Source organism: Terriglobus sp. YAF25, assembly GCF_052113305.1.
In the GTDB taxonomy this organism is placed as follows: domain Bacteria; phylum Acidobacteriota; class Terriglobia; order Terriglobales; family Acidobacteriaceae; genus Terriglobus.
The window spans coordinates 1-15374 of record NZ_JBFRCY010000212.1; the positions used below are offsets into that span (position 1 = coordinate 1).

Below are 15374 nucleotides of genomic sequence, written 5' to 3' on the forward strand. Positions count from 1 at the left end.
CCCATGCCTCCGCAGCCTGACGTCAGGCGTGTATTGCCGGCCAGCTCTTCATCGCACACCGGCGTATCTTTCTTGTGGAAGAAGAGACGCTGGGTCACCCCGTACTCGAGCTCATTGGTGTTGGTCAGGACATCAACCGGGTCGAAACGCAGTGTCCGGGTGTAGTCATCCACGCCGGTCACATAGCGGTAATTCAGGAACGATTCGATTGTGTGCTTCATCTCCCGGCCGAAGATGATGTCTTTCGCCGCAAAAGTGCGCTCCAGCACCGGCGGCTTGAATTCGAAACCCGTCTCAATGGCAGTGCGGTTCAATGTTGCATTCACCTGCACCGGCGTTGGACCGGGAAGGACCGAAGGAAGTCTGCTGCGCGAATAGAACGTATCGCGGAAACCAAGCGAGGGTCTTACCATCCATCCGGCAAAGTGGACCGGCGCCGAGATCTGCGGATGCAGGTCCAGYCGCTCAATCACACCGTCGGTCGTGAAGTTCTGCTGTGCACGCTTCAGGCCCGTTGCCGAGGCATCGAATGACCATACCAACGGCGAGCTTCCCAGCCGGCGTTCGATCAGGTCCAGATCCAGGGACGGCGCCCGGATAATGCGCACCTGTTGCCCGGTCACAACATTCTTCAGACCCTGGTAGCGATCACCGAATAACGATGCCGAAAGACCGCTCTTCTGATACGCGACGAATGCGTGCGAGACAACGTCGGTTGAAACCGCCTGGTTGAAGGTGTCATTGAACGCCTCGCGGTAGACGTAGGAGCTCAGGTACTCCACATTGGCCGCGATGCGCGTGTGCTCATCCAGATCCTTCCGGCCGGAGAGCAGAAAGTCCTGGCCTCCCTGATTGACGTACACCCCGTTGGTGTCGTGGTATCCGCGGTCCAGAAGTCCGGTGTAGTGCGCCGTCAGGAAGTTGAGGCCGTTGCCTTTGTAGTGGAAAGTCACTAGCTGCGAGAAGCCGCGCACCGAGAAGTACTCTGAGCCGACGGTGATATCCGACGACCGCGACAGACGCACATACACCTGCTCGCCGATGATGTATCCCTTGCGGCTGCCTGCCTTGCTGAAGCTGGGGATCAGAAATCCGCTCTGGCGCTCCTCCGGCGATGTGGGGTGTGTCACATACGGCAGAAACAGGACCGGCATATTCAGCAGACGGAAGACGCTGTTATAGCCGCGCGCCTGACCGTCTTCCACCACAAAGCGCTTGGAGGCAAGCCTCCAGTCCGGATTCGGAAGCTGGCAGCTCGTCACCGTGCCGTTCAGGATCTCGTAATTGTGCGGGCCCCGCTGAATCACCTGGCGGCCGGTGAATAGAAAGGGATTGCTGTTCGTGTACGTGGTTCCCTTCGCCGTCGTATGAACGCCGATGGAACCCGTCACGTCATAAAACTTTCCTGTCTGCTGCTTCAGGTTGGCCTGTCCATGCGACGCGGCGATGTACTCGTCGTCAGGACCTCCGCTGACCCGGATGTGACCGTCCGAGACCGCCTCCCCTGTCTCCTGGTTGAATGACAGTTTTTCGGCGGTGACCGTATACCCGTTGTAGTGGACCTCTACGTTGCCCGTCAGCGTGTATTCATCGCCGTTGCGGGTCATTTGGTCGGCCTCGACCGTCAGTTTGTGAGAGACATCCTCGGGCTCCGTTACCGGCTGCGCGATGGGGTAATTGAGCTGCGGCGTGGGGGTATCGGGCAGAGGTGCCGAAGTAGGAACCTGCTGTGCATGCAACTGCGGATAAATTCCCCCCGTTAGCGTGGTACTTAAGAAGACGCAGGCACTTCGCAGCAGGAATGTCCGGCTCCGTTTGTGCTGCATGGCTCTGGTAGGTCCGTACTCGTTCGATGGTTGCAACTGCTATGCGGAATCCGGCTCCGCGCCCCCTCGCCTCTTCATTGTATGCAGACGGGAAAGCGAGACGTTTGTTTCCTTGGACCCATTTGCCTGCAGGGCTGTCGAAAGAACGGCCCGATGAGAAACGGAAGTGAATTGTGAGCACCACCTCTCCCCTGCCCCTCGAACCCGTTCATGACGACGATGCCTGGAAAGACCAGGTAGCCGCCCGGCTTGCCGCCCATCGGCAGAAGAAACAACGAGCGGACCAGCAGCAAACCCTGCCGATGGAAGGTCTTCCCGAACCCAGGCCCCGGCAGCAGCGCCGCGTTGCCGAGGCAGTCGCCAGCAGGTTCGCACAACAACAGAGCTACCGCGATTACCTGCAGGCGGAAGCAGAAGCCGCGATGCAGAAGGCTCGTGCCGAGGCTGAGATCGCCGCACGCAACGCCGCCGCGATCGCGCAGGCTCAGCAGCAGTTGCTGGAGGAACTCGAGCAGTGGGACGAGCCCGAGGAGACCGTTGATGGCGCCGCTCCGGCCGTGGCCTCGGCAGAGGTCGTTGAGATTCCGGTACTTGAGCCGTTTACGCTCGAACCTCTGGTCCAGGAACGTAGAACCAGGGAGCATGGAACCAGAGCTCCGGTGATCAAACATCCGCCGGTCGTTCATCCGCCGGTAATTGTCGAGCCGGAACCCGAACTCGAGCCGATGGTCGTGGAGTATGTTCCGGAGCCATCGAGCGAACCCATCGCTCCGCTCAGCGCCAACCTGATCGAGTTCCCACGGCAGCTTGTCGCCTCAAAGAAGGCCCGTCCCCGGCTGGCCGAAGGTCCGCTGCGCGAAGATGCTCCCGAGCCGCCGCAGCTTCGTATCTTCGAGGTAACTGCGGAGCAGATCGCCACTACGCCCGAGCCGGCATGCGCTATGCCCGCATCGGCCTGTGCACCTTCTCCGATGAGAACCCTTCACGCCGCCAGATGCGCCGCCGCCTGTTGGCCATGGCGCTCTCGATGGCTCCGTTGGGCCTGGGCTACCTTTGGGCTCTCTTCGACGAAGACCGCATGGGCTGGCACGACCGCATCTCCCGCATGTACATGCGAGCCTACTAGTTGCTGGTTGCTGGTTCCCAGTTGCTAGTTGAGAAGCAAAAAGCCCCATCAAGCGAAGAGCTTGAGTGGGGCTTTAGTTCTTGGTCTCAACTAGCAACTAGCAACCAGCAACTAGCAACTGAAAAGCCCGGCTTTCGCCGGGCTTTTTCTTAGAAGGTGGTGGAGACGCTCAAGCGGAAGGTCTTTCTCGGTTCACGAAGCTGATAGGCAGCTCCGTAGAACTGGATTGCCTGCGCATAGCTGAACAGGCCGGCGCCATTGTTGGGGAACATGCTGCGGTAGGTCGCCTGGTCCACAGCCAACTCCTGCGGCAGATCCTTGTACAGGCGCAGCGGGTTATAGGCGTAGTAGAGACGGAGCGGAGCGTTCACGATCGGCAGAATGACCTGCAACTCCGCGCCGTTTGACATGCGCGGTACAAAGTTCGTGCCCGGCACCGCCTTCAGGACCTGTGGGAAGGTGACCTTCTGTCCGCCGAAGCAGGAACCATTGATGATGGTAGGGCAGCCGTACAGCGTACTGTTGAAGGTCGACTGTCCCAGCACCGACTGGCGGAGCTGCGACTCGCGGACATTGCCGTTGTAACCGAAGTCCGTGAAGAACGCGAAGACCACCTGATTGACGATCGGGATGCGGTATTCCACGTTTGCCGTAATGCCGGTATCGGCGCCGACCGAGACCAGACGGTAGACCGGCAGCGGAACATGGATCGCACCGAGGTCCTGGTTCGTGGGATCGCGCGGCACCGTGGTTCCATCCGGATTGGTGAGGTTGAACTCCACCTTGGTCGGAATGTAGGTGTAAGGGGACGAAGAGCGGACGTCGAAACCGCGAACGTCAGACTCGCCGCCGCCATAGACACGGTTGAACGGCGGAGCCACCTGGCCACCAAAGCCCTCAACGTGCGACACCTGGATACGGTAGCCGAGCACATTGTGCCCGTCACGATCGATATGAAGTCCCTTCATCGGGAAGAACTGACGCCAGGTAGCAACCGGCGAGAAGTACTTCACGTTACCGCCCGCGCCGGCAACCTGGATCGCGACGTTGAAGTCCTTACCGGAGTGCGGACCGACTGCACGGTCGATCGACGAGAAGGTGAAGCTAGGCGTAATGACCGAGCTGATAATGCCCGAAAGCTGGTTCGATCCCTGGATACCGGAACGGAAGGCCAGCGACTGGAACAGGTTGCGGGTATTGTCGTTGAACGTTGAAATCGTCGACCGCGACAGCGAGTACGAGAGACCGATACGTGTCACACCCGAGCGATTGAAGAGCTTACGCAGCGGATAGCTGGCCGAGATCGACAGACCCGTGGATGACTGGTTGTAGTTAGTCAGCAGCGACTGTTGCGCCTGCGACAGGTTCTGCGAGATCGAGCCGCCGGCTGCGCCGTAGGCCTTCGACGGGTTGTAGTCGAACTTGGACTGGAAGACCTGCAGACCGAGCGACAGCGGCTTGTTGCGGAAGTAAGGCTCCGTGAAACCGAAGCTCAGGTTGCGCGACAGATCGCCGGCATTCGCCTGCACCGAGAGCGTCTCACCCAGGCCGAGGAAGTTGTTGGTCTCATAGTTCAGACCGACAAAGCTTCCTGAAGCACCCGAGATACCGCCGTTCAGACCGATGGAGTTCTTGCCCTTCTCCTTCAGCTTCAGCAGCAGGTCCACGGTACCGGCATCGTTATTGGTGCGGGTCTCGGAGTCCTGTTCGACCTTCAGCGCCTCAAAGTAATTCAACTGATTCAGGCGAAGCAGTGACAGCTCCCATGCCTGGGCGTTGTACACCGCGCCTTCTTCCAGCATCAGCTCGCGGCGAATTACGCGGTCGCGGGTAATGCTATTGCCGGAAAACTCGATACGGGAGACCTTGAACTGCTTGCCCTCATCGATATCGATGTCCAGGAAGATAAGGTTCTTCGCTTCGTCAAAACGGGGTGTGGGCGATCCGACGAAGTTGATGTAGCCCAGCCCACCGTATGCCTTACGCAGATTCTCCAGGCCCTTACCGAAGAGCGTCGCCGAGAACCACTCGCCATCCTTCTGCGCAAACTGCGCGCGCAGAGCCTTCAAGTTGGTGATGGCTTTGTTGCCGGTGAAGTTGATGCCACCCAGACGGTAACGCTTACCCTCTTCCACCGGCATCAGAATGTCGATGCGCTTACCCTTCGACGGACGTAGTGTGAAGATATTGATGCCGCCGGCGTCGCGGACCCGGGTCTTGGGCTCCGAGGTGAGTGCCTTGAAGTAGCCGCGGTCACGGTAGGCCATCTGCACGCGCTGCGCGTCTTCGTCGAGCTTGGATGCGTCGAAGGTGCGGGCGAAGATGTTTTCCAGGATGATCGACTTGGGAATACCCACAGGCCGCAAGTTCCGCATCGCCTGACGCAGAGTCCGCGAACCCACGTTGTCATTGCCGACAAAGTCGATATGCCCCACCTTCACGGTCGGACCTTCCTTCACCTCGAAGGTAAGGGAGACGCGTGCCGGAGGCAGGTTCTTCACCACCGTGCGGATGGTGGCGAACTGGTGGCCATGCTCGGCCAGAAGCTCCTTCAGCACAACCTCGGCGCGCTTCACCTTGGTGGGGTCATACTGACTCTCCACCGTCAGGCCGACCTTGGCCTTCTTGAAGCGCTCCAGGATGTCCGAGGTGGTGACCGCATTCACACCCTTGTAGTTGATGTCGTTGACCGTGGGCTTTTCGCGCACGTACCAGATGATCTGGGTGCAGTTCGGCTTGAGCTGCTTCTCAGCACGGAGATCTTCAAAGTAACCCGTGTTCCACAACGAGTTATAGTCGCGCTCGATCATCGACTCGTCGAAGATATCGCCCTCATGCGAGAACAGGCGGGCCAGAACGGATTCTTTCGGAATGCGGCGATTGCCGATCACCTGGATCGAGCAAAGCGCACTGGGATTGCCCTGTGCTACCGGTCCGGTGGTAAAGGTGGAACCAGCATTTTGTGCCGCAGCAGAGCCGGCGGCGACAACGCCCAGGCCCAACAGCAACATACCCGCGCGAACACGGCTGCCAAAGGCAATCGCGCGGTTCCGGCCAGAGTGCGAACGCACATCCGTGAAAGCTTGATTCAGAAACTTAGCGGAAAAGATACGCGCGTCCTCACTGCTCGGAAATACCTCCCCAAATCCATGTAGGGGAAAGCTTCATTATATGGGACGGGCGCTCCCTTCTGAAGAGAGCCGAACCTGTTTCAGAAGCAGAGAACAAATGTAGCTGCACCACATCTGGTGCGACCCTCAAATTCCCCCACACGAGACGCACTTATCCCGTAGACGGAGTGATGGACGGGCATATTAACCCTTCCGGTTACAGTTCACCCAATACAGGTGGAATAACCGGAAAGACAAAGGCCGCTCTCACGAGCGGCCTTTTGCTTTTGCGCCGAAGGCGCCTACGCCGGGACGGTTAGTCCCCGGCGACGGTCTCTTCGTCCTGCACCTTTGCCGGAGCGGCGGGCTTGATCTCACCCAGGGAGATGAAGCCGGGCTGTTCCTGCTCCTTCAGAATCTCCTTGCGGTAGAGCTTGGCCATCTGCGCGTTTTGCGCATCCTGCTTCAGCTTGGCGTCGCGGGCGCGAATCTTCTCTTCGCGGGCGTTCTTGGCGATACCGGACTTTTCGAAGGTGTCGTTCGCGGCGGAGTCGACGTGAGCCTGGTTCAGGACCAGATCGTACTTGTCCTGACGCTCCAGACCGACCTTCTTACCACCGGCGAAGATCTCGTGACGGCCATGCTCCTCGTACCACTTGGTGAGGGTGGAGGTCATGTGCATCTTCTCGATGATGTTGCGCCAGCCGATGCCGGTGTTGTACGCGCAGAAGGAGATCTCGCCTTCCTGGGTCGCGTACGGGATGATGCACTGCTCGGTGCGGCGGAAGTCGTAGTTGAACAGATCCTGGAACCACATGCCGGCGATGAACAGGAAGTTCCAGCGGTCGGCGCGGCRCTTCTCGATATCGGCCATGGTGCGGTCGCCGGTCACCTTGCCGTAGTTGCGGCCGGTGGCGCCGAAGCACTTGTCGAACTTCTGCAGCAGGTCAAGGATGCGGAAGTGGGTCGGCGACTTGGCGGGGTCGTAGTTGCGCAGCAGCGCAAGCGACACACCCACGATCGAAAGGAACTTGCCGCGAGCGGCGTCGTTCACCTTCGCGACGTCCTTGGCCAGCTGTACGGCATCGAGGAACGAGGTAACCGGAACGGCTTCCTTCGTTTCCTTGTCGATCATCAGTGCCATACCGATACCGCAGTTCGGGTGGCAACCGCAGGAGAGCTGGCCCCACTCGTGCTCCGGTCCGTGCACCAGGTCGGCCCAGTCCGAGAAGGTCGACATGAAGCTGATCGGGAACCAGTCACGGGTGCTCTCACCCAGACCGGTCTGGTTGCGGATGTCATGCGCGAGGTGGCTCAGAGTGTAGCGCTGTGCGTGACGGCGCTCGTCCGAGACCTCTTCGTCACGGCCGGTGAACGAAACCGGCTGGAACGACAGGAAGTTGATCTTTTTCGGGTTATCCAGGGCGAACTGGATGATGCGGCCAACCTGCTCGTTGTTGATGCCGTTGACGATGGTCGTTACGGGAACGATGTCCACGCCGGCCTCGTGCAGGTTATGGATGGCCTGGAGCTTTACGTCGAACGCATTGCCGACCTTGCGGTGCGAGTTGGCGGCGTTGCCGATACCGTCGAACTGCAGGTAGGCGTAACGCAGACCAGCCTCGGCGGCAGCCTTGGCGAACTCCTTGGACTTGGCGAATTCGATGCCGTTGGTCGCAGCCTGCACCGAGTTGTAACCCACCTTGCGGGAATAGGCGACGGCGTCCAGGAAGTAGGGCGACAGCGTCGGCTCACCACCGGAAAACTGCACCGACATCTGGCGGCGCGGCTTGATGGTGATGGCGTTATCCAGCATGGTCTTGATCTCGTCCCACGTCAGTTCGTGAACGAAGCCCACCTGGTTGGCGTCCATGAAGCAGGGGTCGCACATCATGTTGCAGCGGTTGGTCAGGTCGATAGTCAGAACCGAACCGCGGCCGTGCGTCACGGTCGAGGTGCCGTGGTTGTGAAGCTTGGTGTCATTGTGGGCGCGGATGTCGCGGCCCGGGAAGACGTCCTCGAGGTGCTTCATCATGGCCGGGTCAATGGACATGACGTCTTCAAAGTGACCGTGCTTCGGACAATCCTTGACCATCAGGATCTTGCCGTCGCGCTCAATGATCTGAGCCTTGATCTCGCCGACCTTCTCGTTCAGCAGGATCTCGTGGGGCAGCTTGCCGTCCAGGATCTGTTGGCGGATCTCAGGAACGCACTTCGGGCAGAGAGAATCGGTCGTACGCGGCCAGCCAAGGGGAGGCTTCTCCTTCTGGTAGCTCTTCAGCAGCGGCTTGTCGCTCCACTTCGGTGTAAACGATGCGTTGGGGCTGATGCTGTTCAGCTTGTCAAAGATCGCCCACGCGCCTTTGGCCGCGTAAGTGATTGTCTTTTCTGCCAGTTTGGTGGCTCTTGCCATTTCGCTCCCTCTCGGATTGGGTCGGTTTGGTCTTGTAAAACAGCGTTGGATGAGGCGTTTCCTCTATCCAGACGCGAATTCCTTGAGTCTAGACGCAGCGCGCATCCCGCGCGAGTGTGTCAGCTGGTTCCGCTCCGGACCTAGGCCCTTTCCAATAAGCGGTTTACAGCACGATCAGGCTACGGCCTGTGGAACCGAAAGCATAGGTTTCTGCCCCGAATGGCAGAATCGTGCAGCGAACGGGGAAATGGAGGGGCAAATGGGGAGGGTGATAATCGCCCAGAACATACACCCAGGACATATATAGGAAACGTCCCCGCCTATTACGACGTGACCGTGGGGGAACGCAGGAAATCGGAGATGCCGGGTTTCGATACGGTGACAGTCACCTTCACCAATCTCGAAGCGGAACAGAATGCTGCCGCCACCAAAAACTTCGACTTCCTGATCTCGCAGGACGGCAAGACGTTCGCGCAGCTCAACCGCTATGACATTCCGCAGGACCCCGGCGCCGGAATCAGCGACGGCAACCGCCCCGCCCGCGGCGGTCCAGCGTCAGCCCCGGTCCACATCGTGATCTACGACGATCTGCAGTGCCCCTTCTGCGCCCGCATGCATGCGCAGCTGTTCCCCGCCATCCTGGAGCGCTACGGTGACAAAATTCACGTCGTCTATAAAGACTTCCCTCTGGGCCAACACCCCTGGGCCGTACACGCCGCCGTTGACGCCAACTGCCTGGCCGAGCAGTCCGCCCCTGGCTACTGGTCGCTGGTCGATAACGTCCACGCGCACTACGCCGACGTTCCGCCGCTCAAGCCCTCTGCCGATAAGGACRCCAAACCGGCAGATGCTGTGAAGCCCGCAACCGAGCTTCTCGACAAGTGGACCCGGGATGAGGCCGTGAAGCAGAAAGTCAACCTCGAGAAGCTGAACGCCTGCATCGCGAAACAGGATGACTCCGCCGTGACCTCCTCTATTAAGGAGGGCGACTCCCTCGGGGTCGACGCCACGCCGCAACTATTCATCAACGGAGAACGTCTTGCCGGCGCGCTTCCTCTCAAATATGTCTATAAAATGATCGATGGCGCGCTGCTGGCTGCGGGAGTCACTCCCCCTCCGGCGCCCGTCGATCCGCCTGCCGCGCAGAAGCCGGCCGGCAACTAAGCTGGAGATCAAGGTCTAACGTGCCACGTCTTACCAAGCAACATACGCTCGCCGGAATGCTTCTGCTCACGTTCGTCGCTGTTGGCTGCAATCGCCAGCCGGCGGCTGATGTCGTCGCCACCATCAACGGCAAACCGATCGCGAAGGCTGAACTGGAGAAGTATTACAAAGGCCAGCTCGGCGATTCGCAGCAGACGCCCTCGCAGGAACAGGCCGACTCCATGCGCCTCAACGTCCTCCGCAACCTGATCGACGAGGAGATCCTGCAGCAGCGCGCCGCCAAAATGAACCTGACCGCCACCAATGAAGAGGTAGACGCGAAGGTGGCCGAGATGAAGGCGCCGGTCAGCGAAGAGCAGTTCAATCAGCACCTTAAGGACTCTGGTCTTACGCTGGACGAYCTGAAGCGCGATGTCCGCCGCTCGCTCACCACCGAGAAGCTGCTGAATAAGGAGATCAACTCCCGCATCACCGTCTCCGATGGCGATGTCTCCAGCTACTACAACCAGCACAAGGCCGAGTTCAACCTGATCGAGACCCAGTACCACCTGGCGCAGATCATCGTCACCTCGCAGCCGGCCCCACAGCAGCAGCAGATCTCGAACCTGCAGGCCAGCAAAGCCGGTAACGATACTGAAGCCAAAAAGAAGATCCAGGCTTTGAAGAACCGCCTCGACTCTGGCGAGGACTTTGGAACGCTGGCGATGAACTTCTCTGAGAGTTCCCAGACCGCTCCCAACGGCGGCGACATGGGCTTCTTCTCCGAGTCTCAGCTCCGGTCTGACGCTGATCTATTCAACGCCATCTCGAAGCTGACGCCCGGCAAGGTGACCGACATCATCCCGGTCCCCGAAGGTCCTGGATCGAAGCGCGTGATCGGCTACGCCATCTTCAAGCTGGTCTCCCGCGAGCCCGCCGGCCAGCGCAACCTGAACGATCCTGCCGTGCAGCAGGCCATCCGCCAGCAGTTGAAAGACGGCCGCTCTCAGCTTCTGAAGAACGCCTACTTCGAGATGCTGCGCGACGAAGCCAAGGTAAGAAACTACTTCGCCGAACAGGTCTTCAAGAACGAATCGAAGTAAAGAATCAGATCAGTTCAACAAAGCCCGGCCCACCGCCGGGCTTTTCATGCTTCGAATAGCCACAAAACCGGGTGACCCAGGTCCGCTTTTCGGACTTGGGTTTCTCGCAAAGCGAGGCCCAGTCGAGATTGGGCATAGTACTCACCCCCACCCATGCAGCACGTCTTCAACTTTTAACTTTCAACTTTTAACGCGCGCCACGCACGCCAACGACTGGCACACCCCTCCCCTTCCCCAACCCCTTTACAATCCCTCCATGGCTTCCGATTGTCTCTTCTGCAAAGTCGTCGCCGGCGAGATTCCCGCCAAGAAGGTCTACGAAGACGCGAACCTTCTCGCCTTCCACGACATCGACCCCAAGGCGCCCACGCACATTCTTCTGGTCCCGCGCCGCCATATCAACTCACTCGCAGCCATTTGCAGTGAAGACGCCGGAACCATGGCGGAGCTGCTCTGTGCCGTACCCACGATTGCTGCACAACTCGGTCTGACGAATGGCTTCCGCACCGTCATCAACACCGGCCCCGATGGAGGCCAGACCGTAGGCCATCTGCACCTGCACATCCTCGGCGGCCGCCAGATGCACTGGCCCCCAGGCTAGGCAGGAAACAACGGCTATCGACGAATTCGGAAGTAGTAGACACTCGTTGCCCCATTCTTCGCAGCTTTATCGCGAAGAATGGGGTCCCAGGCGAACTTGTTCGCTGGGGTTTAGCGTGGGGTATCGCGCTTCGCGCGACCATATTTCTGGAACCTAACGTTTGATTCAGACCACATACGAGCACCCAGGAAAGTGAAGGCCGGGCCCATGTCCCCGAGGGACATGGGGCACCCAGTGCATGGACTATTCCCAATGTATCGATATGCTCAGGTGGGGCATAACGATCAACCCACCAATGCCGTACCTCTTCAACTTTTAACTTTCAACTTTTAACGCGTGCCACCAAGGTTCTCTTACTTCGAGACACTCGGGCGATCATCCGCATCAAGATCACCAAGCGCATACTGAATCCCCGCCAGCATATGCTGCAGAAATACGGGCATGGCGTACACATGTTCGTTGTGGCCCAGCGCCTCATAGAACACGCGGCCTTTACCCTCGCGCCGAATCCAGCTCAACGCATAATCCCCATCCGTGCGCTTCGTTGCCGCCGACTCCTTCGCCTTATCGGCATCGCTCATTTTGGCGTAGTCGATGCTGGTCAGCACATGCACATTCTTGCGCGAGAACGAGTCCTGCGCATAGGTATAGATCTCATCGTGAATAGTGAACTCTTTGCCGTGGAACATCGCCGTCAGCGGACTCTTCGGATCGTCGATCTTCACTGTCACCATCTGCGGATACAGCCAGTGGAACTTGAAGAATCCGCCAATCGCCTTATTCCACTCCGGCCATGTCCCGATCAGCTTCGCGGGAGCGCCGGCCTCTTCGGCTGCATGGCCGTGATACGAGTCTGACGCGGCGTGCACGCCGACAATTCCCTTCCCGCTGTGCACAAACTCCAGCAACGCCTTGCGACGAGCTTCTGTCACTGCGGAGTCCTTCTTGTCATCGAGGAAAGCGCCAGTCGTCTGATCCAGGAAGACGCAGTCGAAATACGCCAGGTTCTCAGGCGTGATGTCGACCGGGTTGTAGGTGATGGTGGTGGTCCAGGCGCCGGTCTTCTTTCCCATCTCCTCCACCATCCGAGCCGCCAGCGGAATGGAGGAGTGCACCCAGCCGTCGGCATAGGCATAGACGAGAATGCGCCGTGGCTTCTTCGGCGGCACAATTGCGTGCTCCGGCAGTGCATCCAGCACCGCCACTACGTCACCGGAATTCGGTGTTTCAAGCTGCCGCCCATCAGCGATCGCCTGCGGCCGGTCACCCGATAAAGGTTTTGCCGGCGGCGGATCTTTCAATCCCCGATCCGTTTGCGGTGTTACCGTCTGTGCGTGCAGCATGCAGGGGAGTGCGAGCAATAAACCCGCCCCAGCAATTCTCCAGTTCATAGAAAGAGCCGCCTTTGCTCGGAACCCAATCTACCATCAGTTCGGTGTCATCCTCCGCTCTCGCTATCTTCACCATGCAGCAGTTCCAGAAAACTGCAGCGGAACGGACACGTCGACCTGGTGTCATGAAAGACCTTCGCGCAATAAACATGGTCTCTTCCCAGCAATCTGGCATACAACACCGCGGCGCATACTGCACCACCTACCGGAGCTACAAAGTAAATCCATAGTCCACGCCATATCCACGCGAAGAATGCGGACGCGAACGACCGTGCCGGGTTCACGCAGAACCCTTAGTACAAGATCGTCAGCGCACCAACCGCGAATGCAGCTCCGCTATAGAGCAGCGCTGCGAACAGCCCGATGCAGAACAGCAGCGCCCCAGTCTGTGCCGCCTCCATCAGGTATTCCCGCCAGTGCGTGCTCCATGCCTCCGCGATCGATGCATCAGGAGGCAGCGCCGTAACCTGAAAGCGTGGCAACTGTTGCGGATCTATGACAGAAACAGCAGACGATCAACGTGCCGGAGTCGTCGGCTCTGACTCGAAAAGCATGTGCACTCCCTCGACAAGAGTGGGATGCGCCAGCATCGCATCGCGAAGCGCGGTATACGGCAGGCCCGCCATCATCGCAATCTGGACTGCCGACATTACCTCTCCCGCACCAGTACCTAATCCTGAGAAACCTAGAATCCGATCGTCATCTCCCACCAGGGCCTTCATGAATCCTTTGGTCTCCATCAACGCCCTTGCGCGCAGCACCGCTGCCATCGGCGCCCGGAAGAGGCGATAGCGTATCCCCCTCGCCTTGGCTTCGGTCTCGCTCAACCCAACACGCGCGAACTCAGGATCGGACCGCTTCGCCGTCCGGTCGATGGAGAAAGATCTTTACCCTTTGCCCGGAGACTCCCGTTACCTTTTGAATCGGCGTCCCGAGAGCAAACTCGATTCCCTCATCACGAAGAATGCTGTAGAGCGCCTCGGTAACGTCCTCGTCCTCGCGATGCAGTACTCGGCTGTTATGGTCGATTACTGTCACCTTGCTGCCAAACCGCCGCATGGCCTGCGCGAACTCCAGACCGACGTATCCACCTCCAAGGACGATCAGGCGCTCCGGCACATGATCGAGCTCCAGAGCTTCGACATGGGTGAGTGGTTGTGCTTCCGCAAGCCCTGGGGTCTGGTCGACCGCAGCATGCGTCCCGGTGCCGATAATGACATTCTTGCCCGTCAGTACCCGCTTGCTTCCGTCCTGTAGCGTTGCCTCCACAGTCTTGGGACCTATAAAGCGGGCAGTCCCCATGATCAGCTCGGCTCCGCTGTGGCGATAGAGGTCGAGATGGGTTTCCACGAGGCCCGCGACCATGCGACGCTTGCGCTCCCTCACCGCCGGCATGTCGACTTCCATCTCGCTCATGCGGATACCAAACTCTTCGGCTCTCCGCGCATACTCGACCACCTGCGCGGTGTGGATGATGTTCTTACTGGGAAGGCAGGCAATGTTCGGGCAGGCTCCGCCGACGTACTTCCGCTCGATCACAGCAACGCGTTGTCCACGGCTTGCAAATGTCCACGCGGATAGCTTTGCTCCGGCGCCGCTTCCAATAATCACCAGGTCGTACGTTTCAGGCTGTTGCGAGGAAGGGCTGCTCATAGCTCTCTGATTCCTTAAGGGAAATGGGGTCCACGGATGAATCTAGTGGAGCCGCTAATCTCGCGAATAGACCGCTGCAGGCAATATCATCTATTCCGGATTGGAATAAATATGAGCCGCCTGCGGGAGATGGAAGTATTTGTGCGCGTCGTCGAGACGGGGTCGTTCTCTGCCGCCGCACGCGATTTCAAGGTCGGCCAGCCCGCCATCTCAAAGAGCATCACCTCGCTCGAAACCCGGCTTGGCGTCCGCCTTCTGGCACGCTCTACCCGCCGCCTGACACAGACCGAGGCCGGCAAGGCATTTTATGAACGTGCGTTTCGCGCTCTCGCAGAGGCAAACGAAGCGGAGGCCGCAGCGCAGAGCGCGGGCAAAGGATTATCCGGACGGCTTCGCGTTTATGCGCCCGTAACCTTCGCCCGGCTGCATCTGGTTCCCAGACTCAACGAGTTCCTCGAAGCCCATCCCAAACTCGATCTCGAAGTCGTGATGGATGACCGGCCGATCGATCTGCTGGCAGAAAACATCGACATAGCCATTCGCATGGGCGTACTCGCCGACTCCGCGCTCAAGGCCAAAAAGATTGCCAGCGGAGAGCGCCTGGTATTGGCCAGCCCTGACTACCTGCGGCGCAGAGGCATCCCCTCCCGGCCATCCGATCTGCGCAGGCATGAGGCCGTGATCTACAACCACGGCACCGGTGGCGAGGAGTGGCTGTTCACGCGTCACTCCTCCAGTCTTCGCGTGCGCATCCAGGGAAGGCTCGCGCTAAACGCGGCCGAAGGGGTACGCGCTGCGGTCATCGCCGGCCAGGGCTTCGCCATCGCCTCCCGCTGGATGTTCCAACCGGAGATCGCCTCGGGCGAGGTAGTCCCTATCCTTACCGAGTGGGAGCTACCGCGAATCGATCTTTGGATCGTTTATCCCTCGGGCCGGCTGACAAGCACAAAGGCCAGAACCTTCGCTCTCTGGTTTCAACGTTCAATCGGTTGAACCAAAGTCCCACTC

The 15374-nt window shown here is 59.2% G+C and carries 13 protein-coding genes; 5 read left to right on the forward strand and 8 right to left on the reverse strand.

The features are described 5' to 3' along the window. Positions 1-1826 (reverse strand): LPS-assembly protein LptD (locus AB4043_RS10735; protein ID WP_442307035.1); only part of this gene is annotated, 1826 nt, incomplete at its 3' end. A 173-nt stretch (positions 1827-1999) separates the two neighbouring features. Here AB4043_RS10735 and AB4043_RS10740 point away from each other — a divergent pair. Further along, entirely contained in the window at positions 2000-2980 is a 981-nt protein-coding gene (locus tag AB4043_RS10740) for a hypothetical protein (protein WP_442307036.1), read from the forward strand. Positions 2981-3101: 121 nt separating this feature from the next. Here the strand turns inward: AB4043_RS10740 and bamA are convergent, their stop codons facing one another. Then, positions 3102-6023 (reverse strand): outer membrane protein assembly factor BamA, encoded by a 2922-nt coding sequence (gene bamA / locus AB4043_RS10745; RefSeq protein WP_442302428.1) that lies wholly within the window; start codon positions 6021-6023, stop codon positions 3102-3104. Between the two features lie 355 nt (positions 6024-6378). After that, positions 6379-8475, reverse strand: coding sequence for a radical SAM protein (locus tag AB4043_RS10750; RefSeq protein ID WP_442307037.1), 2097 nt, complete (start codon positions 8473-8475; stop codon positions 6379-6381). 360 nt (positions 8476-8835) lie between these two features. Between AB4043_RS10750 and AB4043_RS10755 the strand changes: the two genes are divergently transcribed. The 3 genes from AB4043_RS10755 (at position 8836) to AB4043_RS10765 (ending at position 11322) form a co-directional block, all read left to right on the forward strand. Further along, positions 8836-9639, forward strand: a complete 804-nt coding sequence (locus AB4043_RS10755) for a DsbA family protein (RefSeq protein WP_442307038.1) — start codon at positions 8836-8838, stop codon at positions 9637-9639. 20 nt (positions 9640-9659) lie between these two features. After that, entirely contained in the window at positions 9660-10721 is a 1062-nt protein-coding gene (locus AB4043_RS10760) for a SurA N-terminal domain-containing protein (protein WP_442302431.1), read from the forward strand. 256 nt (positions 10722-10977) lie between these two features. Further along, on the forward strand, positions 10978-11322 hold the full coding sequence (locus AB4043_RS10765; RefSeq protein WP_442302432.1) for a histidine triad nucleotide-binding protein: 345 nt from the start codon (positions 10978-10980) through the stop codon (positions 11320-11322). Between the two features lie 353 nt (positions 11323-11675). Here AB4043_RS10765 and AB4043_RS10770 read toward each other — a convergent pair whose 3' ends face one another. Genes AB4043_RS10770 through AB4043_RS10790 form a run of 5 tightly spaced genes read right to left on the reverse strand, consistent with a single transcriptional unit; the run spans position 11676 to position 14366 of the window. After that, a complete protein-coding gene (locus AB4043_RS10770) occupies positions 11676-12713 on the reverse strand; it encodes a ThuA domain-containing protein (RefSeq protein WP_442302433.1) in 1038 nt (345 codons plus the stop codon). Between the two features lie 47 nt (positions 12714-12760). After that, positions 12761-12997 carry an aquaporin gene (locus AB4043_RS10775; protein WP_442302434.1) on the reverse strand — a complete coding sequence of 79 codons (237 nt, stop codon included), beginning with the start codon at positions 12995-12997 and terminating at the stop codon, positions 12761-12763. Positions 12998-13006: 9 nt separating this feature from the next. After that, positions 13007-13195, reverse strand: a complete 189-nt coding sequence (locus AB4043_RS10780; RefSeq protein ID WP_442302435.1) for a hypothetical protein — start codon at positions 13193-13195, stop codon at positions 13007-13009. Between the two features lie 33 nt (positions 13196-13228). Beyond that, on the reverse strand, positions 13229-13540 hold the full coding sequence (locus tag AB4043_RS10785) for a hypothetical protein (RefSeq protein WP_442307039.1): 312 nt from the start codon (positions 13538-13540) through the stop codon (positions 13229-13231). A gap of 16 nt (positions 13541-13556) precedes the next feature. Then, positions 13557-14366 carry an FAD-dependent oxidoreductase gene (locus AB4043_RS10790; protein ID WP_442307040.1) on the reverse strand — a complete coding sequence of 270 codons (810 nt, stop codon included), beginning with the start codon at positions 14364-14366 and terminating at the stop codon, positions 13557-13559. Between the two features lie 111 nt (positions 14367-14477). Here AB4043_RS10790 and AB4043_RS10795 point away from each other — a divergent pair, with 111 nt between their 5' ends. Beyond that, complete coding sequence (locus AB4043_RS10795) at positions 14478-15359, forward strand: LysR family transcriptional regulator (RefSeq protein WP_442302437.1); 882 nt, start codon at positions 14478-14480, stop codon at positions 15357-15359. The last annotated feature ends 15 nt before the right edge of the window (positions 15360-15374 follow it).